Below are 23,466 nucleotides of genomic sequence, written 5' to 3'. Positions count from 1 at the left end.
GGGCATCGGACAGGAGGACACGTGGCAGGTCGACCACTGCAATGCTTCGAAGTTGTCGGTACCGAGCAACTCACCCCGCACATGGTGCGGGTGGTGCTGCGGGGCAAGAATTTTGACGCCTTCGTGCCCAGCAAGTTCACCGACTCCTACGTCAAGCTGGTATTCGTCGCCGACGACGTGGACGTGGCCGGCTTGCCCGAGCCGCTGACCCTCGACAGCTTCGCCGGGCTGCCACCGGAGAAAAGGCCATCGGTGCGCACCCTCACCGTCCGACAGGTCGACATCGAAGCCCGCCAAATCGCACTGGACATCGTCGTGCACGGCGAGCACGGGACCGCGGGCCAATGGGCGTCGACGGCCCAGCCCGGCCAGCCGATCTACCTGATGGGCCCCGGCGGCGCGTACACGCCCGACCCGGCCGCCGACTGGCACCTGCTGGCCGGCGACGAATCGGCGCTGCCGGCCATCGCCGCCGCCCTGGAAGCGTTGCCGCAAAGCGCGGTCGGGAAGGCCTTCATCGAGGTGGCGGGTCAGGAGGACGAGATCCCGCTGACCGCACCCGAAGGCGTCGAGGTGCACTGGGTGTATCGCGGCGGCCGCGCCGACTTGGTTCCCGAGGACCGCGCCGGCGACCACGCGCCGCTGATCGAGGCCGTCACCAGCTCCCCGTGGCTGCCCGGGCAGGTGCACGTCTTCATCCACGGCGAGGCGCAGGCCGTCATGCACAACCTGCGGCCCTACATCCGCAAGGAGCGGGGCGTGGACGCGAAATGGGCCTCGTCGATCTCGGGCTACTGGCGCCGTGGCCGCACCGAAGAGACGTTCCGCCAGTGGAAGAAGGAACTGGCCCAGTCAGAATCCGCGGCAGAGACGGCGAACTCGTCCACCTGACGGCTCGGCTGGCATTCTCTTTTCCATGGCATTCGGCGACTACCAGAACGAGATCTACTTCAAGGGCCTGGGCGGGGTGGCGCCCGCGCTGCCGATGGCCTTCGCGGAGTTGGAGGCGCGGGCCGAGCGGGCCATGTCGCCCTCGGTGTGGTCCTACGTCGCCGGTGGCGCCGGGGACGAACGCACGCAGCGGGCCAACCGGGAGGCGTTCGATCGCTGGGGCCTGATCCCGCGCATGTTCGTCGGCGCCGCCGACCGCGACCTGTCGGTCGAGATGTTCGGCCTGAGCTTGCCGTCTCCGGTGTTCATGGCGCCAATCGGCGTCATCGGCATCTGCGCTCAAGACGGCCACGGCGACTTGGCCACCGCGCGTGCGGCCGCGGCCACCGGCGTCCCGATGGTTGTTTCCACCCTGACCGCCGACCCGATGGAAGACGTCGCCGCGCAGTTCGGCGAGACGCCCGGTTTCTTCCAGCTGTACACGCCGAAAGATCGTGACCTGGCCGCCAGCCTCGTGCGGCGGGCCGAAGCCGCCGGCTACCAGGGCATCATCGTCACCCTCGACACCTGGATTCCGGGGTGGCGCCCGCGCGACCTGTCCACGGCGAACTTTCCCCAGTTGCGGGGCCTTTGCCTGAGCAACTACACCAGCGATCCGGTCTTCCGCGCCGGCCTGGCCCGCCCGCCGGAAGAGGACCCGCAAGGCACCGTGCTGCAGTGGGTGACCACCTTCGGAAATCCGTTGACCTGGGAGGACCTTGGCTGGCTGCGGTCGCTGACCGACCTGCCGCTGATCATCAAGGGCATCTGTCACCCCGACGACGCCCGGCGCGCCAAGGACGGCGGCGTCGACGGCATCTACTGCTCCACCCACGGCGGCCGCCAGGCCAACGGCGGCCTGCCCGCGCTGGAGTGCCTGCCGGGCGTGGTCGAGGCGGCCGACGGGTTGCCCGTGCTGTTCGACTCGGGCATCCGCAGCGGAGCCGACGTCGTCAAGGCACTCGCGCTGGGCGCCACCGCAGTGGGTATCGGCCGGCCGTACGCCTACGGCCTGGCCCTCGGCGGCGACGACGGCATCGTGCACGTGCTGCGCTCGATCCTCGCCGAAGCGGACCTCATCATGGCCGTCGACGGCTATCCCACGCTCAAAGATCTCACCCCGGACACGCTTCGGCGCGTCGGCTAGAGCGCCCCGCGGGGCCCTGCGACCGTGGGGGAGTGCAGGCGATCCTCGAGGAGTTCGACGAGTACCTGGATTTGCAGTGCCTGCGTTCGGCGCACACGCGTCGCGCCTACCTCGGCGACCTGCGTTCGCTGTTCGCGTTCGCGGGCGAGCGCGGCGCCGGCCTGGACGGGTTGAGCCTGCCGCTGCTGCGCTCGTGGTTGTCCGCCGCGGCCGCGGCCGGCGTCGCCCGCACGACGCTGGCCCGACGCACCTCGGCGGTCAAGGCGTTCACCGCCTGGGCCGCCCGGCGTGGCCTGCTGGACGGGGATCCGGCTGCGCGGCTCCAGGTCCCCAAGGCGCACCGCAGCCTGCCCGCGGTGCTGCGCCAGGATCAGGCCCTCGACGCGTTGGCCGCCGCTAAATCCGGTGCGCAGCAAGGTGATCCGATGGCGCTGCGGGACCGGCTCATCGTCGAGATGCTCTACGCCACCGGGGTCCGTGTCAGCGAACTGTGCGGTCTGGATATCGACGACGTGGACACCCGGCATCGGCTGCTGCGGGTCCTCGGTAAGGGCAACAAGCAGCGCAGCGTGCCGTTCGGGGCGCCGGCCGCCGACGCCCTGGATGCGTGGCTGGCCGACGGGCGCCCCGCCCTGGTCAACGCCGAGTCGGGCCCGGCGCTGCTGTTGGGCGCGCGGGGACGCCGGATCGACGTTCGCCAGGCCCGCACCGTGGTGCACCAGACCGTCGCCGCGGTGGACGGCGCACCGGACATGGGACCGCACGGCCTGCGGCACAGCGCGGCCACACACCTGCTCGAAGGCGGGGCCGACCTCCGCGTCGTCCAGGAACTGCTCGGCCATTCCAGCCTGGCGACCACGCAGCTCTACACGCACGTCGCGGTGTCGCGGCTGCGTGCGGTGCACGACCAGGCCCACCCCCGGGCCTGAGTACCGCCCCGCCTTCCCGACGCCACATGGGCCCCGCTTGCCACAACAGCCCCTGAGGCGGATGGGCACGGCGTTTGCCCACCTCATAGCGACAGCCGATTTTCGCAGGTCACCGGCCCGCCGCGACATTGTCGCTGTGAGGCGGGCACAACGCCCGCCCACCGGCGGAGGGGCGCCTGTGGCCGCTGTTACTGACGTTGCGTGGCGTTGGCCGGCTGCAACGGTTTGAGCCGGATCGGGGTGGACTTCAGCAGGCCCAGCGGGTCGACATAGTGGGCCCTCGACGCCGGGCCCCGCATCGCGCCCCAGTGCAAACACGCCGCGGCCGAGCACCCCGGATGACCGGCGACCAACGCACCGATCTCGGTCCCGGCCATCACCTGCTGGCCCGCGCGCACGGCCGCGCGGACCGGCTCGTAGCTGGTGCGCAATCCCCCGGGATGAGCCAGTGACACCACCGGCCGTCCGGCCAGCAGCCCGGCGAACACCACGGTGGCCGCACCCGCGGCGAACACCGGCTGACCGGCGGTGCCGGCCAGGTCCACGCCGCGGTGCCCGGGATGCCAATCCTGCACCGGGGCGTCGAAGGCGCGGGTGACGGCCGGGCGCGGGCGCAACGGCCAGTCCAGGCGATCCCCGTCGGCAACCGCCGGTACCGTGCTGGCCAGGGCCGCGCTCAGCAGCAGCGCAATCCATCGCATCCAGGCAGTGCAGCGCGGGGCGTCCGGCGAGTCCATCCGGCCTGGCCGGTTTTGTGGACGGCGACGCCGCTTGGGGAAGCGTGGCAAAACCACCTGCTGACTCGGTGTAAACTGCTGGTCGCAGCTCGTTCGCGGGCTGACTTCGCGCGTCCGCATCGCGTCTCCGGTTCCACTAGGAGAACGCAATCGCATGCCGGGCGGTCCCGACCGGGTTTTTCCCGCCGGGTCCGGCATCGCCGCAGGCGCCAGGGCCCGGCTTCACCCGATGCCAGGCGACAACCGACACAAGTAAGGCACCAGCATGGCCGTAGTAACCATGAAGCAGCTGCTCGACAGCGGCACCCACTTCGGGCACCAGACCCGTCGCTGGAATCCCAAGATGAAGCGGTTCATCTTCACCGACCGCAATGGCATCTACATCATCGACCTGCAGCAGACGCTGACCTTCATCGACAAGGCGTACGAGTTCGTCAAGGAAACCGTCGCCCACGGCGGCAGCGTCCTGTTCGTCGGCACCAAGAAGCAGGCGCAGGAATCGGTTGCCGCCGAGGCGACCCGCGTCGGGATGCCGTATGTGAACCAGCGCTGGCTGGGCGGCATGCTGACCAACTTCTCCACCGTGCACAAGCGGCTGCAGCGTCTCAAGGAGCTCGAGGCGATGGAGCAGACCGGTGGTTTCGAGGGCCGCACCAAGAAGGAAATCCTGATGCTGACCCGGGAGAAGAACAAGCTGGAGCGCAGCCTGGGCGGTATCCGCGACATGGCCAAGGTGCCGTCGGCGATCTGGGTCGTCGACACCAACAAGGAGCACATCGCAGTCGGCGAGGCTCGCAAGCTCGGCATCCCGGTCATCGCGATCCTGGACACCAACTGCGACCCCGACGAGGTCGATTACCCGATTCCGGGCAACGACGACGCGATCCGTTCGGCCGCATTGCTGACCAAGGTCATCGCGTCGGCCGTCGCGGAGGGTTTGCAGGCCCGTGCCGGCGTCGGCCGCGCCGACGGCAAGCCCGAGGCCGAGACCGCCGAACCGCTGCCCGAATGGGAACAGGAACTGCTGGCCTCCGCCGCTGCGACCGCTCCCGCGTCCGGCCCCACCGATGCCGCTGCGGTCGCGCCCGAACCCACTACCGACCCCTCATAGGAAGGCTGACCATTGGCGAACTTCACCGCTGCCGACGTCAAGCGGCTTCGGGAACTCACCGGTGCCGGCATGCTCGACTGCAAGAACGCGCTGGCCGACAGCGATGGCGACTTTGACAAGGCCGTCGAGGCGCTCCGGATCAAGGGCGCCAAGGACGTCGGCAAGCGTGCCGAGCGGGCGACGGCCGAAGGTCTGGTCGCCACCCAGGGTGGCGCGATCATCGAGCTGAACAGCGAGACGGACTTCGTCGCCAAGAACGCGGAGTTCCAGGCGCTGGCCGACCAGATCGTGGCGGCCGCCGTGTCGTCGAAGGCCACCGACGTCGACGGCCTCAAGGCCGCCAGCATCGGTGACAAGACCGTCGAGCAGGCGATCGCCGAGCTCTCGGCCAAGATCGGCGAGAAGCTGGAACTGCGCCGGGTCGCGAACTTCGACGGCACTGTCGAGGCCTACCTGCACCGGCGGTCGGCCGATCTGCCACCGGCGGTGGGCGTGCTCGTCGAGTACCAGGGCTCCGACAAAGAGGCCGCGCACGCGGTCGCGCTGCAGATCGCCGCGCTCAAGGCCCGCTACCTGTCCCGGGACGACGTGCCCGAGGAGGTCGTGGGCAGCGAGCGCCGCATCGCCGAGGAGACCGCCAAGGCGGAGGGCAAGCCGGAGCAGGCCCTGCCCAAGATCGTCGAGGGCCGGCTGAACGGCTTCTTCAAGGACGCCGTGCTGCTCGAGCAGCCGTCGGTGTCCGACAGCAAGAAGACGGTCAAGGCGCTGCTCGACGACGCCGGTGTGACGGTGACCCGGTTCGTGCGTTTCGAGGTGGGGCAGGCCTAAGGCCTGCCCGCCGGCGCGAACAAGACGCAAAACCTTACGGTGGCCCGCGTGCGCAGTTAGCGTCACTGCTATGCGGCACGTGCACGCTTTCGGCGACGACGCCCTCGGCGATCTGGATGCGGTCGGCCTCGCCGAGGCCATCCGATCCGGGCGGGTCGGCAGGGCCGAGGTTGTCGAGGCGGCGATCGCCCGTACAGAGGCCGTCGACCCGGCCCTAAATGGGTTGGCGTACGCGGGTTTTCAGCAAGCCCGGGCCGTCGCCGCGCAGGCCGGCAAGGCCACCCCGGCAGGCGGCTTCTTCTCCGGCGTCCCGACGTTCATCAAGGACAACGTGGACGTCGCGGGCCAGCCCACGATGCACGGCACCGACGCGTGGACGCGCTGGGATGCCGTCGCCGACAGCGTGTTCACCCAGCTGTATCTGGCCACCGGGTTGACCTCACTGGGCAAGACGCAGTTGTCGGAATTCGGTTTCAGCGCGTCGGCCGAACACCCGCGGCTGGGTCCGGTCCGCAACCCGTGGGACACCGAATACACCGCCGGCGCATCATCATCGGGATCGGGCGCGTTCGTCGCCGCCGGTGTGGTGCCGATCGCGCACGCCAACGACGGCGGCGGCTCGATCCGTATCCCGGCGTCCTGCAACGGTCTCGTCGGGCTCAAACCGTCGCGCGGCCGGTTGCCCCTGGACGCGACGCTGCGCCGGATGCCGGTCGGCGTCGTCGTCAACGGCGTGGTGACCCGTTCGGTGCGTGACACCGCGGCGTTCTACCGGGAGGCCGAGCGGATCCGGCGCAACCCCAAGCTCGCGCCGGTCGGGGACGTCACCGGCCCCGGGCGACAGCGGTTGCGGATCGCGGTGCTGACCCGCTCGGTGCAGCGCGAGTGCAGTCCCGAGCTACGGGAACTGACGCTGAAGTCGGCCGGTCTGCTCGAGGAGCTCGGCCACCGCGTCGAACACGTCGACGAACCGCCGGTGGCGGCCAGCTTCGTCGACGATTTCGTGCTGTATTGGGGGTTTTTGGCGCTGGCCCAGGTGCGCGGCGGACGACACATGTTCGGCGAGACGTTCGAGCGCGACAGGCTGGACTGCCTGACGCTGGGTCTCATGCGACACACCAGCCGCAACCTGCACCGCCTTCCGCGGGCGATCATGCGCCTGCGTGGGGCGCGGCGGCGCACTGCGCGGTTCCTCGGGACCTACGACGCGGTGCTCACACCGACCGTCGCCGACGAGACACCCCGCATCGGCTTCCTGGCGCCAACCGATTACCAGCAGGTGATCGGCCGGCTGATCGAATGGGTCTCGTTCACCCCGCTGCACAACGTCACCGGTGAACCGGCGATTTCGCTGCCGTTGGCCCAGTCTGCCCACGGGATGCCGGTGGGCATGATGCTGTCGACCGGTATGGGGCAGGAGGCGCTGCTGCTCGAACTGGCCTACGAGCTCGAGGAGGCGCGGCCGTGGGCGCGCATCCAGGACGCCGGGTGATCAGACGCGCTAGTCGTCCCCGAGTTTCTCGAGCATCCTTTTGAATTCGCGCTGCTGAGTTTCGGTGAGCTTGCCCAGGATCCGGGCGTCGGCGCCGCGCACCGCCGCTTCGGCGCGCTTGAGCAGGGCGCGGCCCGGACCGGTCAGCTTGGCCGGGAGCGCGCGCCCGGAAGACACCGATGAGGGCCGCGCCACCGCCCCGACGCCTTCCAGCTTGCGTAGCACTGTGTTCATCGCCTGCGGGGTGACGCCCGCATGGCGGGACAACTCGGCGCTCGACATTCCCGGGTACATCGAAAGGATGCGCAGGCAAACGAATTCGGGCAGGGCCAGGTCCAACGGACTCAACACGGCGGAAACCTCTGGTCGCAGCACCGTCGCCACCCGGTAGAGCAAATAACCAAGGGGCGCGTCGTCCTGATTCATATCAACCATGTTGACATACTTTCGGCGGGCCGATGCGCACATTCTCACCGACCGCGATTGCCGCCCTGACAACGGGGTAACCGACCGGCGGTAACACGTTTCCCACACCGCTTTTGGCACGCGAGGAGGTTCGATGCCGAAAACGACAAAAGGCGGAGCGCCCAAAAAGAGCGAATTGCCCAGCACTTTGCGGCGTTCCAACGCCAAAGCCCAACGTACGTTCGCGAAATCCCACGACGCGGCCGCCGACGAGTACGGCAGCGAAGAACGGGCCCACCGGGTGGCCTACGCCGCGGTCAAGCACAGTTTCGAAAAGGTCGGCGACCATTGGGAGCCCAAGGAGAAGAAGGGCCCGTCCGACGAGCGCGCCGAGCGTGGCGGGCGACAACCGTCCGGCGAATCGGCCGAGGGCGTCGACGCCAACGCAAGCAAAAAGCATCTGCTTGACGTGGCCCGCCGGCTCGATGTTCCGGGCCGATCGACAATGAACAAGTCGGAGTTGGTCGAGGCGATCAAGAAGCACAATCGCCGGGTCCGCGGCCGCTGAGACCACCCAGGAGCACTGATATGAGCGAGCCCGAATCCGTCATCCAGCAGCTTCGCGACGTCCTCGACAAAGAACAGGGCCTTGACGATCGCCTCGAGCGCTCCCTCGAGCAGGCGCGCCGGCAGGCCGAGGCGCAGCTGAACCCGGACCTCTACGCGGCGCTCGAGTGGCCGCACGACATCGGCGAGTACCAGGACTACCTGAAGCGCTTCATCAGGTGGGTGCCGCACGAGTCGGATGCCGAGGCCTGGAAGAACGAAAATCGGCAGGCTCAAGAGGTCAGTGATCGCTTGGCGCACTTCTACTTCCTGGTCGACCAGGGTGACAAGTCGCCGCAGGACTCCGGTGTCTTTCGGGACTGGATGACCGAGTTCGCCCGGCAATGGGGCGATTTCCTGGACACGCCGGAGTCGTTCAACCCCGACGTCTTGCAGTCATTCATCGACAATGCGCCGGAGTACCGCATCCATGAGTCATTGGTCGACGGGGTACCGAACGCGCCCAGCGGATGGCTGACGGCCAACCAGTTCATCGCCCGGGAAATCAACGGCGGGCTGCGCCCGATCGCCGAGCCGACCAGCAACCTGGTGGTGACCTCACCGGCCGACTGCAAATACCAGCACGCCTACGAGATCGATGCCGAATCAAACATCCCGGCCACCACCGTCAAGAACGAAAAATACGGCAATATCAAGCAACTCATCGCAGGCAGCCAGTACAGCGAGAGCTTTGCCGGCGGCACCTTCGTCCACTACATGCTGCCGGTGCATGCCTACCACCGCTACCACCTACCGGTCGCGGGTCTGGTCAAGGAATCCTTCCGGATCAACGGGAAAGTCTTCATGCAGGTCGGCCTGGAAGAACACGAGTTCGCCTCCCGCGACAGCGCCACCAGCGGATACGAGTTCTCCCAGACCCGCGGGGTGGTCACCATCGACACGTCGCAATCGGAGTGCGGCGACATCGGCACCGTGGCGGTCATCCCGGTGGGCATGGCGCACGTGTCGTCAGTCGTCCTCACCTCGGTCCCCGGCAAACACATGGCCAAGGGGGAAGAGTTCGGCTACTTCCAGTTCGGCGGCTCGGACATCATCATCCTTTTCCAGGAGGGGGTCGATCCCCAGCTGGACAAAAGCGAGGAGTTCCGGCTGGTCGGTTCGCCGGTCGCGCGCTGCCGTCGTCCCGCTACCTGATGCGTCGACGGCCCGGCTCGTTTTCGCCGGCGGCGCCTTCCTCGGGGGCGTTTAAGGTGCATCCCCGTTGGGAAGCCTGCGGCAGGCTTGATCCGCCATGCGTTGTCCGGTGTGAGTGTTGGGCTGGACGACGCGACTATCGCGTTAAACGAGCAGCGCCGAGTCGGGGGATGGCTGCGCCGTAGCGCGATGACGCGGAAGTCCGTGTCCGCCGGCTCGTAAATCGCGCGGCCACCACCCGAAGAAATCAGCAGCGATCGATGCGGCGCTGTCGCGGTTTCGTCGACGGATTCCGAAGAGAAAGGACATGGGAGACATGAGCGGCCCGCTCGGCTTGTCGATCGGGGCGGCCAACCTGGTGGCCGCGCGCACAGGTAGCGGCCCGGTGACCCGCACCTCAGTCTTGACGCTGTTCGGCCACCGACCCCCCGAGGTGGGCATGCCGGGCGAGAATCCTCGCCTGAACGAAACCGGCCTGCTTCTCGGCGGATTCGTCGAGCGGGTCGGAGACGCCGAGCCGTTACTGGCTGCCGACGGATCGAGCCACCCCAGCGCGGGGCTCACCGCTGCCGCGCTCGATGGGATGGCGCGCAGTGTCGGTTATGGGGAGCCGATTTTCATCGCGGTGCCCGGGCATTGGAACGAGCACCAGGTCTGCGCCCTGCGGGCGGCATTGCGTGGTTACCCGGCCCTCGCGCCCGATGCGCCACCGGCTTTCATCTGCGACGGCACGGCCGCGCTGGCCGCGTTGGACACCCAACCCGGATTTCCCGGCGACGGCGCGGTGGTGCTGTGCGACTTCGGCGCGAGCGGCAGCAGCATCACGCTGACCGATGCGGCCGCGAACTTCCGTCAGATCGCGCCCACGTTGCGCTACACCGGCTTCTCCGGCAATCAGATCGACCAGATGATCCTGCGACACGTCGCGCTGAACGCCGACGCCGACGCCGACGCCGCCGGCACGGCGCCGTTGGCACCGTTGGGCCGTCGCCTCGAACAATGCCGGAGCGCGAAGGAACAACTGTCGTCGGCGACCGTCGCCGTCATCCCTGCCGATCTTCCCGGTGTCGGAGCGGACGTCCGGTTGGCCCGCGGCGGGTTCGAGGAGCTCATCTGCGAACCTCTGCACCGTTTCGTCGACTGCGTCGTAGATGTGTTGCAACGCAATCGGATTCCCGCGGATCGGCTCGCCGCCGTCGCTACGATCGGCGGCGGCGCCTGTATCCCGCTCGTCACCAACTTGCTATCGGAGCGGCTGCAGGCGCCGGTTGTCACCACACCGCAACCTCTGTTGAGTGCGGCCACTGGCGCCATGGTCCTGGCCCAATTGCGTTCTTCGGCCGGTGCGCCGTCCCGGGCCGGGGCCGTCGGCTCAGCCGCAACCGCCACGGGTCAGGCGCCGGTCGCCCTGACGGAAGGCGTCGCCGCCACCGAAATGGCCCCGATGGCATGGGCCGTGGGGGCCGCCTACAGCGCAGCGGGACACGCGGCGGCCGACGGCGATCAGTCGGCAACGTACCGCGCCTTGGCCTGGTCCCAGGAAGCCTCTTCGGGTGAGCCCACACCCCCTGTGGGAAGCGATCACGACCCCGACGGCCACGACCCCATCCCGCCGAGCGCTGAACCCTCCCACGGTGCTGCAGAAGTCGCACCCATGCCGCGGCGGAGGCGATGGTTACGACGCTCGGCAGTGCTCATCAGCACCACCGGTGCGGCCGCGTTGATACTGCTCGTGGCCGCGGCGTTGGCCGTGCGGCTAAGCGGCACCGGGAACAAGCCAACCGACGACGTGCCCCACGTCATCCCGCCGGTCGAATCGTCGCGGCTCGAGCCGCCTCCGCCGGCGTCGGCCAGCACCGCCCCGGCCTCACCGAATTCCGAATCCACGGAGTCGCCGTTGCCGCCGTCGACGACGGTCACAACCACCCAGCCACCGGTGACGACGACGACCCATCCGACGACGACCCATCCGACGACCACCTATCCGACGACCACCTATCCGACGACCACCTATCCGACGACGCCGTATCCGACGACGCCGTATCCGACGACGCCGTATCCGGTGACCACCTATCCGACGCCTCAGTATCCGATCTCCCCCTATCCGACAGTGAGCAACAGCGCGGCGCCGCCGTACCCGACGATGTCCGTGCCCGTCATACCGCACTGACCTCCAAATCCGTTGTGTTCCTTGCCGATCCATGCGCTTACAGAAGCAACCTGTGAAGACGCTGGTAGCTTTACGGCGACGCGTTTGCGGGCGGGTCAGTTGGGTAGTCAGCCGCAATGGCCGGTCTCCTGGGGCGACTGTGGCGCACGGTGTGGCACAAGGTTCTGTCCTCGCCCCTGCTCACGCTCAACGGCTATGTCGCCTTCGATCTGCCGCGCGCGGTGACCGGGCTGGGCGCATCGCTGTTGATGGGTTTGGTGGCGGTGCACGCCTACGTGGCGGCCACCCGGCCGGGCCTGCCGCTGTACTTCTGGGTGTATCTGGCCGTGCTGATCGCCGCCTGCCTGGGCGCGACGGCCGCGATGGCGTTTGCCGTCAAACCCCTTGTGCCGCAAGCGGGCTGGTATGTCGGCAGCTTAATCTGCGCGGCCTTCCTGGTGATCTATCTGGCCAGCCGGTTTGCCGGCCTGCCGGGGTTGGTGGCGTTGACCGGCCGGTGGGACCTGGCGCCCGGGACGTTCGCCATGGCGTTCGCCGGGGGCTTCATCGCCGTGCACACCACCGTGCTGTCCGGCGTCAACGTGGCCTACCCGCAACGGCAGAACTGGCACGACTGAACGGTGACGACATGACAGTGCTCGACTATCCGGCGTGGCTGCGCATCGACCATTGGCTCAACGTCCTCTTTTTGACCTTGGTGATCCGCAGCGGCATCGAGATTTTGTCGACGCACCCGAAGTTGTACTGGCACGACGACAGCAAGCCGGGCAGCGAGTGGGCGCGCTTCACGGTCAAGGAAATGCCGATCAACAAGCTGTACGACACCCTCGATGAGGAGGAGGACTACAGCTCGCTGTTCGCGCTGCCCGGCCACAAGAAGCTGGGCATGGGCCGGCACTGGCATTTCTTCTCGGTGATCGGCTGGATCCTCGTCGGGCTCTCGTATTACATCTTGCTGTTCGCCACCGGCCAGTGGCACCGGTACTGGCCGGCGTCGTGGTCGATCTTCGGCGAGGCGTGGAACGACATCGTCACCTACATGAGTTTCAACCTGCCGCCGCTGCTGCCCGGCGAACCCCTGGATGCCATCCAGAAGCTGACCTACGCCGGCGTCATCTTCGTGTTGGCGCCGTTCCAGATCCTGACCGGCGCCGCCCAATCACCGGCCATCGAGGCCGCATTCCCCTGGTACGTGCGCATGTGGGGCGGCCGGCAATGGGCGCGCAGCCTGCACTTCGTCGGCCTGGTGGCGTTTTTGGTCTTCATCGTCATCCACCTGTCGATGATTTTTTTCTGGAGTTGGGGCCAGCTGACTGCGTCGATGATCTTCGGTTCCGTGCGCAACATCGGTTGGGCCACCGCCTTGTCGCTGGTGATCATCGCGGCCATCGTTGCCGTTCACGTCGCGGCGACGGTGTGGAGTCTGCGCCGGCCGGTTCAGGTTCGCCGCGTGCTCGGCGCCGTGGTCACCGGCGTCCGCAAAATCGCGCTGCGGCCACTGAATTCGAAGCAGAATTACCCCGAGCGGATGACCTCCAAGGAACACCGGGTCAACGGCAAACCGCCGACGAGTGCTGAGTACAAGGTGATGGCCGTGCACAACTTCGTCGACTGGCGGGTGCGGGTGGGCGGCCTGGTCGAGAACCCGGTGACGCTGGACCTGGACGCGTTGCGTTCCCTGGCCGATCAGGAATCGCAGCGCGTGATGCACAACTGCGTGCAGGGCTGGACCAGCATCGGCCAGTGGACCGGGGTTCCGCTGGCGCAGTTGGCCGACCATGTGCGTCCCCTGCCGCAGGCGAAATACATCTGCTTTCTGACCATGCAGGACACCGGCCGCGACGAGCCGAACGCGGAAGGGGAGGGCCAGTTCTACGAGGTGATCGACCTCGAACTCGCGTACAAGCCGCAGACGTTGCTGGCTTACGAGATGAACGGAAAGCCCCTGCCCATCAAGCACGGAGCGCCGCTGCGGTTGCGGGTGGAGACCCAGGTCGGTTTCAAGATGGCGAAGTGGATCAACCAGATCGAGTTCATCGACGACTACTCGGGCATCGGCCACGGGCTGGGTGGGTGGCGTGAGGACAACGTCCACTACGACAAGGACGTGGAGATCTGACATGAGCGCAAATGGCGTGCGGCCCGAGCTGATCGACCTGAACAGCGTTGAGCGCGAACGGGTTGTAGAGCTGGTGTCCGTCAAGGGCGGGCACTGCGCCGGATGCGGTGCCAAGGATTTCGCCGTCGGGCATGCGCTGTATCTCGGGTTTCTGTTCCTCGACGAGGACGACGACGCCTTCATGGTGGGGTTGACGTGCGGCAACCGCGAATGTCCCGCGCCGCGGACCGGAATCGTGTTGGCGGCCAACGAGTTTCTGAGTGACTATCGCGAGATCTCCGATATCGAGGACATCGCGAGCCGCGCCAGGGCGAGGCAAGCTAGCGCAACGTGGGGTGGCTCGGGGTATCGGTGAACCGGGGTCGGGCGAGATCGAACCTGTCGATCAAATCCGACACCGAACGCAGGTCGTCACACAGGGATTGGAACCGGCGTTCGGCGCCTTCATCGAGCACCCCGAGGCAGCTGTAGTGCACCAGGCGCCGAAACCGCCCGGCAAGCGCTGCCCCCCAACGGATTCCGAAGTCGTAGATCTGTCCCTCGGGCACGTCGTCGATCCGTGCGAGCTCTTTGAGCGCCGCGATCTGCGCGTCGAGCAGCTCGACGTCGTCATCGATCCCGATCGGCTCGGGTTTGCGCGCTGTCGTGCTCATCTGCCCTCCATCACAGGTGTGGCTTCGCCACGCTGATCGCGTAGGGCTGGCCGCGCAAGGTCAGATACACCCGCTTGGGACCGATCGCCATCCCGGACAGTGGTGCCGAGGCGACCGGGCCCGACGGCAATCCCGCCCGGTAGTCGATGGTGCGGATCACCCGGATGGTTCCGTTCGGAAAGCCGGTGAAACTCGCCGTTTCCAGCACCGCCACGTCGCGGTCGGTGGCCGCGTAGATGCGCGTGTCATCGGTGCCCAGATAGCGAATCGGCGACGACAGCTCGGTGCGGGCCAGCACTTCCAGCCCGTCACCGCCGCGGCGCGAGTCGACCGCGTACAGCACCCTGTCGTCGCGGCCGGCCACGTAGCTGCGCGTGACCTGCGTTCCGTCGCCGGCCCACGCGGCGACGGCCAGCGGAAGTGAGCCGCGCTTTTCGGGTGGCGACGTGGACCCCTTGTAATAGCGGATGCCTGAGGCTCCGTAGAGGTGATACTCGATTGCCCGCCCGCGGTTAGACCCGTCGATGGTGTCCGCCGATTCTCCCGGGTAGGTCGCGGTCGGCAGCGCGCGGAACCCGTACTGGTCCACCGGCGTCACCGACGAACCGTCGGCGGCCAGCGCCAGCAGCACGCGCATGCCGGCGTCTTCGGCGAGGTAGGAAGGCGCGGGGCCGGCGTCGAATGCGGCGATCGGCCGCAGGGTCGCGATGTCGACGACGGCGACCTTGCCGCGCTCGGGCTGCGGTACGAAGACGTGCCGGTCGTCCTTCTGGCTGATCTGCAGGTTGCGCCCCGAGCCGACGGGCTCCGACAGCCGGGTATGGGCGGTGCCGGGGCCGGCGTAGGTGACCGCGGCCAGCCGATGATCGTCGGTGAGGCCCAGCAGCGCGTTGTCGTGATACGACCACACCGGGTCATGCATGGTGGCGCCGACGGCCGCCAAACTCACCGCGGGCGCGCTCTCCAGTGAGGATCCGGGCGCCGAACACCCTGCCACCGCCATGATTCCGGCGGCCGCCGCGCTCGACCACCGCCGTCGCAACGTTCGCCGCTGACCGCTTCCGATGGCCACGATCGGTGCCATCCTTTCACCGTTTGCCCGTCCGGGCTGTACCCCGTGGGCGCCCCGTTACACCTGCCCGAGGACCCCCGAAAGGATCGCCGTCTACAAAATCGGCCGACCGCCCGTGACGGCCACCCGCGCCCCCGAGATGTAGCTCGCGTCATCGCAGGCCAGCAGCACGTAGATCGGCGCGAGTTCGGCGGGCTGGCCGGCGCGCCCCAGCGGCACATTGTCGCCGAAGGATTCCACGCTGTCCGGCGGCATCGTCGAAGGGATCAGCGGTGTCCATATCGGACCGGGAGCCACACTGTTGACCCGGATTCCCTTCTCGCCCAACAGCTGAGCCAGGCTGGCGGAGAAGTTGGCGATCGCCGCCTTGGTCGCCGCGTAGGGCGCCAGGGTCGGATTGGGGGTGTCGGAGTTGACCGATGAGCTGCCGATGATCGACGAGCCGGCGTTCATGAACGGCAGGGCCGCCTTGACCAGGTAGAAATAGGCGCCCACGTTGAGCCGGAAGGTGTAATCCCACTCTTCGTCGCTGATCTCGTCGAGGCTTTTGTGCATCATCTGGTAGGCGGCGTTGTTGACCAGGATGTCCACGCCGCCCAATTCCTGCACCGCCCGGTCCACGACGGCGCGGCAGTGGGCGGCATCGGAGAGATCACCGGGCACCAGGACGCATTTGCGTCCGGCGTTCGTGACGTAGCGGGCCACGTCGCGCGCGTCGTCGTCCTCGTTGAGATACGCGATCAGCACGTCGGCGCCCTCCCGCGCGAAGGCGATCGCGACGGCGCGCCCGATGCCGCTGTCGCCGCCGGTGATGATCGCCTTTTTGCCGAGAAGTTTTCCCGAGCCCTGGTAAGTGTTTTCACCACAGTCGGGAATTGGATCCATCTGGGCCTGTACGCCCGGGACGGATTGTTGTTGCGCGGTAAAACCCATGTGATTTCCTTTGCCTTGCTCGAAAGTTCGCCTTGTATGCCTTGCTATGTCTTGCTATTTCGGAGGCCGGCCGGGCAAACGCATACCGGCTTGCCGTTTTACGATTCGCGACGGGTGGGGCCGGCGGTCCGGACATCCGGATCGTCGTCGGCCGGCGGCTCGGGATCCCGCCACTCCTCGCTGCGGCTGGATCGATTGCCGTGGACCGTGCCCTCCACGTCGCGCTTGAGCTCGTCGTCTTCGCATGAGCTGTGCTTGGAGTTGCCCCGTTGCAGCCGATCGCCCCCTTCGCAAAATCGGTCGGCCCGCGTTCCCGCTGCGCGCCGGGGAACGCCATAGCGCACCGATTACCCGCCGGTGCACGGCTCAATCGGAACCGCCGGTGTTAGTGGTGATACAGATGTTAAGCACTGTTGCCAAAGATGTTGGCGTCGAAAACAACCCATTTCAGCAGCCAGCGGACCCTTTATTGGCATGCAGCGGCGGGTACATGTTTAAAGCCGTAGGCGGATGGCTATTTCGCTGCGTATATCCGCATGCCCTTGACGGGGGGCGATTGTGCGTTACGAAAGGAATGGACAATGAAGGTCACCAAAACGGCTGTCAAGACAGTTGCCGCTGCTGCGATTGCGGCTGCGAGTGTTTTTGCCGCGGCGCCGGCTTTTGCTTCGCCACCGCCCAACATTCAGGGATTCGGCACCAGCGAACAACTCGTGGACGGCGCCTTGATCACCAATTACACCGTGAGCAACCTGCAGCCGAGCAATGTGAGCATCCCGGGCTACACGCCTAAAGGCACGCTCTACCAGGCGGACATCAGCGCTCGGTCGGAGGCCGGCCTCGTCACCCCAATGGTCAACGACTTCATCGCCCGCGGGCCCAATGGTCAGAACTACCGCGTGATCGACAAGGTGGGGACGCCGAACGGCCTTAGCCCCGCCCCGATCCCGCAGGGCAGCGAATCGACCGGAACGCTGTATTTCGACGTGACCGGCGCGCCGCCCAACGGCGTCGTCTACAACGACGGGATGCAAGACATTCTGATCTGGACGTCCAACATGGAGGGCGGCTCGGCGCCTGGCACGATGAACAGCCCGGCACCGGGCGCGGCGAACAGCCCGGCACCCGAAGCGCCCGCCAGCCCGGCACCCGGCGCGCCTGCGCCGGCGCCCACCGCCTGATCGGCTGATCCGGCCGTAAAAAACTCCCCGCACCTCCGATGGTGCGGGGAGTTTTGCCGCCTGGGGAATCGCGGGCGCCGGAACGGGGTATCCGGGACTCATGAGTAATCCGGACCACAGGCCAGCGGGCGTGCGCAAACAAGCGCAACGGAACGCCGAGCAAACGCGCGCGGCGATGGAAGAGCGGCGCAGCGGACACGGCGGCGGGCTGAGCGGATGGATCGCCGAGCGCGCCGGCCGATGGGATCTCTCCGGCCAGGACGAGGCCAGCTTGCAGCGACAGAAATATCTGTGGAACGTGCTGGTGGACTATTGGTTTCGGATGGAGATCGACGGTTGGGAGAACATTCCGGAAGCCCCGCCGGCGCTGCTGGTCGGGATCCACTCCGGAGCCCCGTTTGTATGGGACGCCTGGACGGTGGGCCTGCAATGGTGGCGACGGTTCGGGCAGGAACGCGCCCTGCATGGGACCGCCCATGACGCGCTGATGGCAATCCCGTTGTTCGGGCGCTACTTCCGCTCAATGGGGGTGCTCCCGGCCGCGCCGGACGCGATCGCCACCGCCTTGGCCGAAGGGCGTGACGTGGCGTTGTGGCCCGGCGGGGAAGTGGACTCGCTGCGCCCGTGGACCGAGCGCGATCGTGCCAACCTCGCGGGGCGGACGGGCTTCGTCAAGATGGCGATCCGGGCGGGGGTGCCCATCGTGCCCATCGCCACCGTCGGCGGGGCCGACGCGATGCCGGTGCTGATCCGCGGCGACCGGTTGGCCAAAGCCTTGCAGCTGGACCGCTTACTGCGTCTCAAGGTGTTCCCGCTGGCCGTCTCGCTGCCGTGGGGGATCGCGCCGGCGGCGCTTCCCCAGCTGCCGCTGCCGGCCAAGATCAGGACACGTTTCATGCCCGTGGTGGAACTCGACCGCGATCCCGCGCGGGCGGACGACGAGGAATACGTCGACCGCAAATACCACGAGGTGCAGGATTCCATCCAGGACGGCATGGATGCGCTCGCGCGCAAGCGCGCATTCCCGTTCTTCGGGTGACGCCCACGAAAACTGTTGTGACGACGGGCATTAGGCCCCGGAGTGGCTTTGCGAATAGGGGATGGCACTCGACGCCCGGGTCGGCGTCAGCGTCGAGTCGGCGACCATCCATTCCGGCTGCGGGGGGGTCGCCGCTCGGTAGCCGACTCCGCGGACGGTCCCGACCATGAATTCGTGCCGGGTTCCGAGCTTGGCGCGCAGTCGCCGGATGTGAACGTCGACAGTACGGACCCGGCTGCTGCTGTCATAGCCCAACGCCTCCTGCATCAGTCGGGTCCGCGTGAATGCCTGACCAGCATGCAGCACAAGGAAATTCAGTAATTTGAACTCGGTGAGGGTCAGAGCAAGGTCGTCCCCGCCCAGCGACGCGGTGAAGCTGGCCGGGTGCAGCAGCAGCTCGCCGAATTTCAGTGTGCCGTCCGCGGTGCCGCGTCGGCGGCGGACGGCCAGCCGCAGCCGTGCCTGCAACTCTTCCGCGCAGGTGCCGGGCAGCATCACATCGTCGAAGGTGCAGTCGACATCGACCGTCGCACAATCCGCCGGCGCGACCAGGGCCACCACCGCCGTAGCGGGGTTGTCGGTTGCCAGTCGATGGCGTACCGCCTGAGCCGCAGCCATGTTGCTGCGCGCGTCGATGATCGCCACATCCGCGGCGGCGCAACGCCCGTCGGTAGGGGCGGTCAACGCCGCGCGCACCGGGAGCGCAAACGTGGCCAAATCCGGTAGGGCCGATTCGAAATCAGCCTCATCGGTGAGCACCACAATGTCCATCGGCATGTCCAACGACATCTCCAAACCTCGTGAGGTCCCTGCGTTCCCCCCGGTCCGTAGGCGCCTCGCGCGAGATGTCTGACAGCGTTAAGGCCGGGTACCCCCTCGGCCGAAAACTAAGTCGATGGGCCCGGCCCGTTTGCACGGACCGGACCCATCTTTCCCAGCAGGCTTACTGGTTGGACTTCTGGCGTTCTTCGGCCGCCTTGGCGCCGCCACGTGCGGCTTCAGCCTCGGCTTCCTTCTTCGCCGCGTCGCGTTGCGCTTCGGCCTTGTCTTGCTGTGCCTGACCCTCACGCGTGAGGTCATCGCGACCGGCGACCGCGCCGACGGCCTCTTTGGCCTTACCCTTGACGTCCTCGACGACGCCCTTCACCGCTTCAGCGGGTCCCGACTTGTTTTCTTCAGCCATGGATCTGTTCCTCCTCGTTGACGTACTGCGAGCGATCCGCGCTCAACGACGATCGCGAGCGAGCGGTCCGGTCATGCGGTGAAGCCGGTCCTTACTGCTCAAGACTGCCTATGTCACCGCGTTGTAGCGGGTTCCCAGGCCGCACATGCCTCAAACGCTGCGCTCGATGCCGAGATATTCGGTACCGGGAGACTCGAAAATCGCTCCGGTACGCCAACTGTGCGCATAATGCACCCCACCGATGCCGCATTGTGCTGCGATGAGGCAGGATGTGAAATGCCGTTCCGGATGCGATCGCCCGGGATGGCACTCTCATGCGAGGAGTCTGATGACGGAGTCCAGGGAGCCCCACGTCGCCGGCCCGGCGGCTCCGAGGCAGGAACCGACGAATGGACTGGCTTCCGGCCAGCCGCCGACCCGGGCCAGGTATTCGCGAGTGCTACTCAAGCTTGGCGGCGAAATGTTCGGCGGCGGCCAGGTCGGCCTGGATCCCGACGTCGTGGCGCGGGTGGCGCAACAGATCGCGGAGGTGGTCCGCGGCGGCGTCCAGGTCGCCGTCGTGATCGGCGGCGGCAACTTCTTCCGGGGAGCGCAGCTGCAGCAGCGCGGCATGGAACGCACCCGTTCGGATTACATGGGCATGCTGGGCACGGTCATGAACAGCCTTGCGCTGCAAGACTTCCTGGAGAAGGAAGGAATCGTCACCCGCGTCCAGACCGCGATCACCATGGGCCAGGTCGCCGAGCCGTACCTGCCCTTGCGCGCCGTGCGCCACCTGGAGAAGGGGCGGGTCGTGATCTTCGGTGCCGGCATGGGGTTGCCGTACTTCTCCACCGACACCACCGCCGCGCAGCGAGCTCTGGAGATCGGCGCCGAGGTGGTGTTGATGGCCAAGGCCGTCGATGGCGTCTTCTCCGCGGATCCGCGGCAGTATCCCGAGGCCGAATTGATCACCGCGATCAGTCATCGTGAGGTCATCGACCGCGGGCTACGAGTGGCCGATGCCACCGCGTTCAGCCTGTGCATGGACAATGGCATGCCGATCCTGGTGTTCAACCTGCTGACCAATGGCAATATCGCCCGTGCGGTCGCTGGTGAGAAGATCGGGACTCTGGTCACCACCTGAGGGGAAGTGGCGCACATGATCCGCGCCGACGACGATGCAGGACGCAGTGATGAGGAGCGGCGCACATGATCCGCGCCGACGACGATGCAGAACGCAGTGATGAGGAGCGGCGCACATGATCCGCGCCGACGACGATGCAGAACGCAGTGATGAGGAGGAGCGGCGCACATGATTGACGAGGCTCTCTTCGACGCGGAAGAGAAAATGGAGAAGGCCGTAGCGGTTGCCCGTGACGACTTGTCGACGATCCGGACCGGGCGCGCCAACCCGGGGATGTTCTCCCGGATTGTGATCGATTACTACGGCTCGAGCACCCCCATCACGCAATTGGCCAGCATCAACGTGCCCGAGGCACGCCTGGTGGTGATCAAGCCCTACGAGGCCAGCCAGGTGGGCGCGATCGAGACGGCGATCCGCAACTCCGACCTGGGTGTGAACCCCACCAACGACGGCACCCTGATCCGGGTGGCGGTCCCGCAGCTCACCGAGGAGCGCCGCCGCGAGCTGGTCAAACAGGCCAAGAGCAAGGGGGAGGACGCCAAGGTCTCGGTGCGCAACATCCGTCGCAAAGCGATGGAGGAGCTGCACCGCATCCGCAAGGACGGCGAGGCCGGCGAGGACGAGGTCGGCCGGGCCGAAAAGGACCTGGACAAGACCACGCACCAGTACACCACCCAGATTGAAGAGTTGGTCAAGCACAAAGAAGGCGAGCTGCTGGAGGTCTAGCGACCGTTCGGCAGCTGAGGTGATTCAGGCCCGTGGCTAACCCAGATCCCGGCGCAGGCACCCCGCCCGACGAACCGGCGGCCGCGGCCAAGCCGGAATCTTCTTTCACGGCGGTGCGGCAGCCGGCCAAGAAGACCTCGCGGGCCGGACGCGACCTGCGCGCCGCGATCGCGGTGGGCGCCGGCATCGGCGGCGCTTTGGTCGTCACGCTGGTGTTCGCTCCCCGCTTCTGGGTGCCGATCGTGGCGATGGCGATCCTGGTCGCCACGCATGAGGTGGTTCGGCGGTTGCGCGAAGCGGGATTCATCATTCCGGTCATCCCGCTGCTGGTCGGCGGCCAGCTCACGCTCTGGCTGACGTGGCCGTTCCACGCCGCCGGGGCGCTGGCCGGTTTCGGCGCCACCGTGGTGGTGTGCCTGTTTTGGCGGTTGTTCATGCAGGACAACCGCAAGCAGCCCGACCCGTCCGACGGATCAGCGTCGGCGACTTACCTGCGCGACGCGTCCGCCACCATCTTTCTGGCCGCGTGGGTGCCGCTGTTCGCGTCCTTTGCCGCGCTGCTGGTCTACCCCGCGGACGGCGCGGGCCGGGTGTTCTGCCTGATGATCACGGCGGTCGCGTCGGATGTGGGCGGCTACGCCGTCGGCGTGCTGTTCGGTAAGCACCCGATGGTCCCGGCGATCAGCCCGAAGAAGTCCTGGGAGGGCCTCGCCGGCTCGCTCGTCCTGGGCATCACCGCGGCGACGCTGACCGCGACGTTCCTGGCCGGCAAACCGCCGTGGGTGGGCGCGCTACTGGGTGTGGTGCTGGTGCTGACCTGCACGCTCGGCGACCTGGTGGAGTCGCAGGTCAAACGCGACCTCGGCATCAAGGACATGGGCCGGCTGCTGCCCGGCCACGGCGGACTGATGGATCGGCTCGACGGCGTCCTGCCGTCGGCGGTCGTGGCATGGACGGTCCTGACGCTCGTTCCCTAGGTCGGCTCAACGTGACCGATACTGGACAGGTCATGGTCCAACAACTGGTTTTCTCCGAGCCGCGTCCCGGCAAGCCGCCGCGGCACCTGGCCGACCTCGACGCGGACGGCCGCGCGTCCGCCGTCGCCGAGCTGGGCTTGCCGGCTTTTCGCGCCAAGCAGCTGGCGCATCAGTACTACGGCCGGCTGATCGCCGACCCGCGGCAGATGACCGACCTGCCGGCCGGACTGCGTGACGCGATCGCCGACACGATGTTCCCGATCCTGCTCACCGCGGTCTCCGAGGTGGCCTGCGATGCCGGCGAGACGCGAAAGACGTTGTGGCGGGCGCTCGATGGGGTCACCGTGGAGTCGGTGTTGATGCGCTATCCGCAGCGCAACACGGTGTGCATCTCGTCGCAGGCCGGCTGCGGCATGGCGTGTCCGTTCTGCGCGACCGGTCAGGGCGGGTTGAGCCGCAACCTGTCGACGGCCGAGATCCTCGAGCAGGTGCGCGCCGGCGCCGCGGCGCTGCGCGACGACTTCGGCCCCCCTAGTCTGCGGCTGTCCAACGTGGTCTTCATGGGCATGGGGGAGCCGTTGGCGAACTACGCCCGGGTGGTGGCCGCAGTGCAGCGCATCATCGCCGCGCCGCCGCACGGTTTCGGCATTTCGGCCCGGTCGGTGACGGTGTCGACGGTCGGCCTGGCACCCGCGATCCGCAAACTCGCCGACGAAGGGCTCGCCGTGACGCTGGCGCTGTCGCTGCACGCGCCCGACGACGAACTGCGCGACACGCTGGTGCCGGTCAACAACCGGTGGAAGATCGCCGAGGCGCTCGACGCCGCACGGTATTACGCCGACGTCACCGGCCGGCGGGTGTCGGTGGAGTACGCGCTGATCCGCGATGTCAACGATCAGCCGTGGCGGGCGGATCTGCTGGGGCAGCGGCTGCATCGCGCGCTCGGT

At 67.4% G+C, this 23,466-nt stretch carries 26 protein-coding genes; 18 read left to right on the top strand and 8 right to left on the bottom strand.

What is annotated here, in order from left to right:
• The first annotated feature begins 21 nt into the window (after positions 1 to 21).
• Genes A5775_RS16845 through A5775_RS16835 form a run of 3 tightly spaced genes read left to right on the top strand, consistent with a single transcriptional unit; the run spans position 22 to position 3,006 of the window.
• Positions 22 to 891 carry a siderophore-interacting protein gene (locus A5775_RS16845; protein ID WP_067254771.1) on the top strand — a complete coding sequence of 290 codons (870 nt, stop codon included), beginning with the start codon at positions 22 to 24 and terminating at the stop codon, positions 889 to 891.
• A 25-nt stretch (positions 892 to 916) separates the two neighbouring features.
• The gene (locus tag A5775_RS16840; protein ID WP_067254767.1) at positions 917 to 2,077 is read left to right on the top strand and encodes a lactate 2-monooxygenase; all 1,161 of its coding nucleotides are present in this window, start codon (positions 917 to 919) and stop codon (positions 2,075 to 2,077) included.
• A 32-nt stretch (positions 2,078 to 2,109) separates the two neighbouring features.
• Positions 2,110 to 3,006 (top strand): tyrosine recombinase XerC, encoded by an 897-nt coding sequence (locus tag A5775_RS16835; RefSeq protein WP_067254764.1) that lies wholly within the window; start codon positions 2,110 to 2,112, stop codon positions 3,004 to 3,006.
• A gap of 188 nt (positions 3,007 to 3,194) precedes the next feature.
• Here the strand turns inward: A5775_RS16835 and A5775_RS16830 are convergent, their stop codons facing one another.
• Positions 3,195 to 3,707 (bottom strand): M23 family metallopeptidase, encoded by a 513-nt coding sequence (locus A5775_RS16830; RefSeq protein ID WP_067255025.1) that lies wholly within the window; start codon positions 3,705 to 3,707, stop codon positions 3,195 to 3,197.
• A gap of 301 nt (positions 3,708 to 4,008) precedes the next feature.
• Here A5775_RS16830 and rpsB point away from each other — a divergent pair, with 301 nt between their 5' ends.
• From rpsB to A5775_RS16815, 3 genes are all read left to right on the top strand, one after another.
• Positions 4,009 to 4,854, top strand: coding sequence for a 30S ribosomal protein S2 (gene rpsB / locus A5775_RS16825; protein ID WP_067254761.1), 846 nt, complete (start codon positions 4,009 to 4,011; stop codon positions 4,852 to 4,854).
• Positions 4,855 to 4,866: 12 nt separating this feature from the next.
• Positions 4,867 to 5,682: a translation elongation factor Ts gene (tsf, locus tag A5775_RS16820; protein ID WP_067254758.1), complete on the top strand. Its 816-nt coding sequence runs from the start codon at positions 4,867 to 4,869 to the stop codon at positions 5,680 to 5,682.
• A 70-nt stretch (positions 5,683 to 5,752) separates the two neighbouring features.
• Positions 5,753 to 7,174, top strand: coding sequence for an amidase (locus tag A5775_RS16815; protein WP_067254755.1), 1,422 nt, complete (start codon positions 5,753 to 5,755; stop codon positions 7,172 to 7,174).
• Positions 7,175 to 7,183: 9 nt separating this feature from the next.
• On the opposite strand, the gene A5775_RS16810 is transcribed toward A5775_RS16815, so the two are convergent.
• Positions 7,184 to 7,600 carry a MarR family winged helix-turn-helix transcriptional regulator gene (locus tag A5775_RS16810; RefSeq protein ID WP_067254752.1) on the bottom strand — a complete coding sequence of 139 codons (417 nt, stop codon included), beginning with the start codon at positions 7,598 to 7,600 and terminating at the stop codon, positions 7,184 to 7,186.
• A gap of 133 nt (positions 7,601 to 7,733) precedes the next feature.
• Between A5775_RS16810 and A5775_RS16805 the strand changes: the two genes are divergently transcribed.
• From A5775_RS16805 to A5775_RS16780, 6 genes are all read left to right on the top strand, one after another.
• On the top strand, positions 7,734 to 8,147 hold the full coding sequence (locus A5775_RS16805) for a ChaB family protein (RefSeq protein ID WP_067254749.1): 414 nt from the start codon (positions 7,734 to 7,736) through the stop codon (positions 8,145 to 8,147).
• 20 nt (positions 8,148 to 8,167) lie between these two features.
• A complete protein-coding gene (locus tag A5775_RS16800; RefSeq protein WP_067254744.1) occupies positions 8,168 to 9,340 on the top strand; it encodes a phosphatidylserine decarboxylase in 1,173 nt (390 codons plus the stop codon).
• A 316-nt stretch (positions 9,341 to 9,656) separates the two neighbouring features.
• Positions 9,657 to 11,510: an Hsp70 family protein gene (locus tag A5775_RS16795; RefSeq protein WP_067254740.1), complete on the top strand. Its 1,854-nt coding sequence runs from the start codon at positions 9,657 to 9,659 to the stop codon at positions 11,508 to 11,510.
• A gap of 116 nt (positions 11,511 to 11,626) precedes the next feature.
• Positions 11,627 to 12,127 carry an oxidoreductase gene (locus tag A5775_RS16790; protein ID WP_067254737.1) on the top strand — a complete coding sequence of 167 codons (501 nt, stop codon included), beginning with the start codon at positions 11,627 to 11,629 and terminating at the stop codon, positions 12,125 to 12,127.
• Between the two features lie 11 nt (positions 12,128 to 12,138).
• Positions 12,139 to 13,629 carry a molybdopterin-dependent oxidoreductase gene (locus A5775_RS16785; RefSeq protein WP_067254734.1) on the top strand — a complete coding sequence of 497 codons (1,491 nt, stop codon included), beginning with the start codon at positions 12,139 to 12,141 and terminating at the stop codon, positions 13,627 to 13,629.
• Position 13,630: 1 nt separating this feature from the next.
• Entirely contained in the window at positions 13,631 to 13,984 is a 354-nt protein-coding gene (locus A5775_RS16780) for a hypothetical protein (RefSeq protein WP_067254731.1), read from the top strand.
• On the opposite strand, the gene A5775_RS16775 is transcribed toward A5775_RS16780, so the two are convergent.
• From A5775_RS16775 to A5775_RS16760, 4 genes are all read right to left on the bottom strand, one after another.
• Positions 13,950 to 14,282, bottom strand: a complete 333-nt coding sequence (locus A5775_RS16775; RefSeq protein ID WP_067254727.1) for a hypothetical protein — start codon at positions 14,280 to 14,282, stop codon at positions 13,950 to 13,952. The two genes, A5775_RS16780 and A5775_RS16775, sit on opposite strands and share 35 nt — an antisense overlap.
• A gap of 10 nt (positions 14,283 to 14,292) precedes the next feature.
• Positions 14,293 to 15,366 (bottom strand): hypothetical protein, encoded by a 1,074-nt coding sequence (locus tag A5775_RS16770; protein WP_067254723.1) that lies wholly within the window; start codon positions 15,364 to 15,366, stop codon positions 14,293 to 14,295.
• A gap of 81 nt (positions 15,367 to 15,447) precedes the next feature.
• Positions 15,448 to 16,287, bottom strand: a complete 840-nt coding sequence (locus A5775_RS16765) for an SDR family oxidoreductase (protein ID WP_067254719.1) — start codon at positions 16,285 to 16,287, stop codon at positions 15,448 to 15,450.
• A gap of 98 nt (positions 16,288 to 16,385) precedes the next feature.
• On the bottom strand, positions 16,386 to 16,631 hold the full coding sequence (locus A5775_RS16760; protein ID WP_067254715.1) for a hypothetical protein: 246 nt from the start codon (positions 16,629 to 16,631) through the stop codon (positions 16,386 to 16,388).
• 237 nt (positions 16,632 to 16,868) lie between these two features.
• Here A5775_RS16760 and A5775_RS16755 point away from each other — a divergent pair, with 237 nt between their 5' ends.
• Together A5775_RS16755 and A5775_RS16750 are read left to right on the top strand one after the other, a co-directional pair.
• Positions 16,869 to 17,468 carry an MPT63 family protein gene (locus A5775_RS16755; RefSeq protein ID WP_067254712.1) on the top strand — a complete coding sequence of 200 codons (600 nt, stop codon included), beginning with the start codon at positions 16,869 to 16,871 and terminating at the stop codon, positions 17,466 to 17,468.
• Positions 17,469 to 17,568: 100 nt separating this feature from the next.
• Positions 17,569 to 18,507 carry a lysophospholipid acyltransferase family protein gene (locus A5775_RS16750; RefSeq protein ID WP_067254708.1) on the top strand — a complete coding sequence of 313 codons (939 nt, stop codon included), beginning with the start codon at positions 17,569 to 17,571 and terminating at the stop codon, positions 18,505 to 18,507.
• Positions 18,508 to 18,537: 30 nt separating this feature from the next.
• Here A5775_RS16750 and A5775_RS16745 read toward each other — a convergent pair whose 3' ends face one another.
• Positions 18,538 to 19,284, bottom strand: a complete 747-nt coding sequence (locus A5775_RS16745; RefSeq protein ID WP_197512666.1) for a winged helix-turn-helix domain-containing protein — start codon at positions 19,282 to 19,284, stop codon at positions 18,538 to 18,540.
• A 166-nt stretch (positions 19,285 to 19,450) separates the two neighbouring features.
• Entirely contained in the window at positions 19,451 to 19,690 is a 240-nt protein-coding gene (locus tag A5775_RS16740) for a general stress protein CsbD (protein ID WP_067254701.1), read from the bottom strand.
• A 328-nt stretch (positions 19,691 to 20,018) separates the two neighbouring features.
• Here A5775_RS16740 and pyrH point away from each other — a divergent pair, with 328 nt between their 5' ends.
• The 4 genes from pyrH to rlmN form a co-directional block, all read left to right on the top strand.
• Positions 20,019 to 20,816 (top strand): UMP kinase, encoded by a 798-nt coding sequence (gene pyrH, locus A5775_RS16735; protein WP_067254698.1) that lies wholly within the window; start codon positions 20,019 to 20,021, stop codon positions 20,814 to 20,816.
• A gap of 168 nt (positions 20,817 to 20,984) precedes the next feature.
• Positions 20,985 to 21,542, top strand: coding sequence for a ribosome recycling factor (gene frr, locus A5775_RS16730; protein ID WP_067254696.1), 558 nt, complete (start codon positions 20,985 to 20,987; stop codon positions 21,540 to 21,542).
• Positions 21,543 to 21,574: 32 nt separating this feature from the next.
• Positions 21,575 to 22,519, top strand: coding sequence for a phosphatidate cytidylyltransferase (locus tag A5775_RS16725; protein ID WP_067254693.1), 945 nt, complete (start codon positions 21,575 to 21,577; stop codon positions 22,517 to 22,519).
• A 32-nt stretch (positions 22,520 to 22,551) separates the two neighbouring features.
• On the top strand, positions 22,552 to 23,466 hold a 915-nt coding region (gene rlmN / locus A5775_RS16720), incomplete at its 3' end, for a 23S rRNA (adenine(2503)-C(2))-methyltransferase RlmN (protein ID WP_067254690.1).

The organism is Mycobacterium sp. 852002-10029_SCH5224772 (assembly GCF_001667315.1).
Taxonomy (GTDB): Bacteria; Actinomycetota; Actinomycetes; order Mycobacteriales; family Mycobacteriaceae; genus Mycobacterium.
Note: the sequence above shows the minus strand (reverse complement) of the source record. Positions and strands in the feature narration are given on the sequence as shown.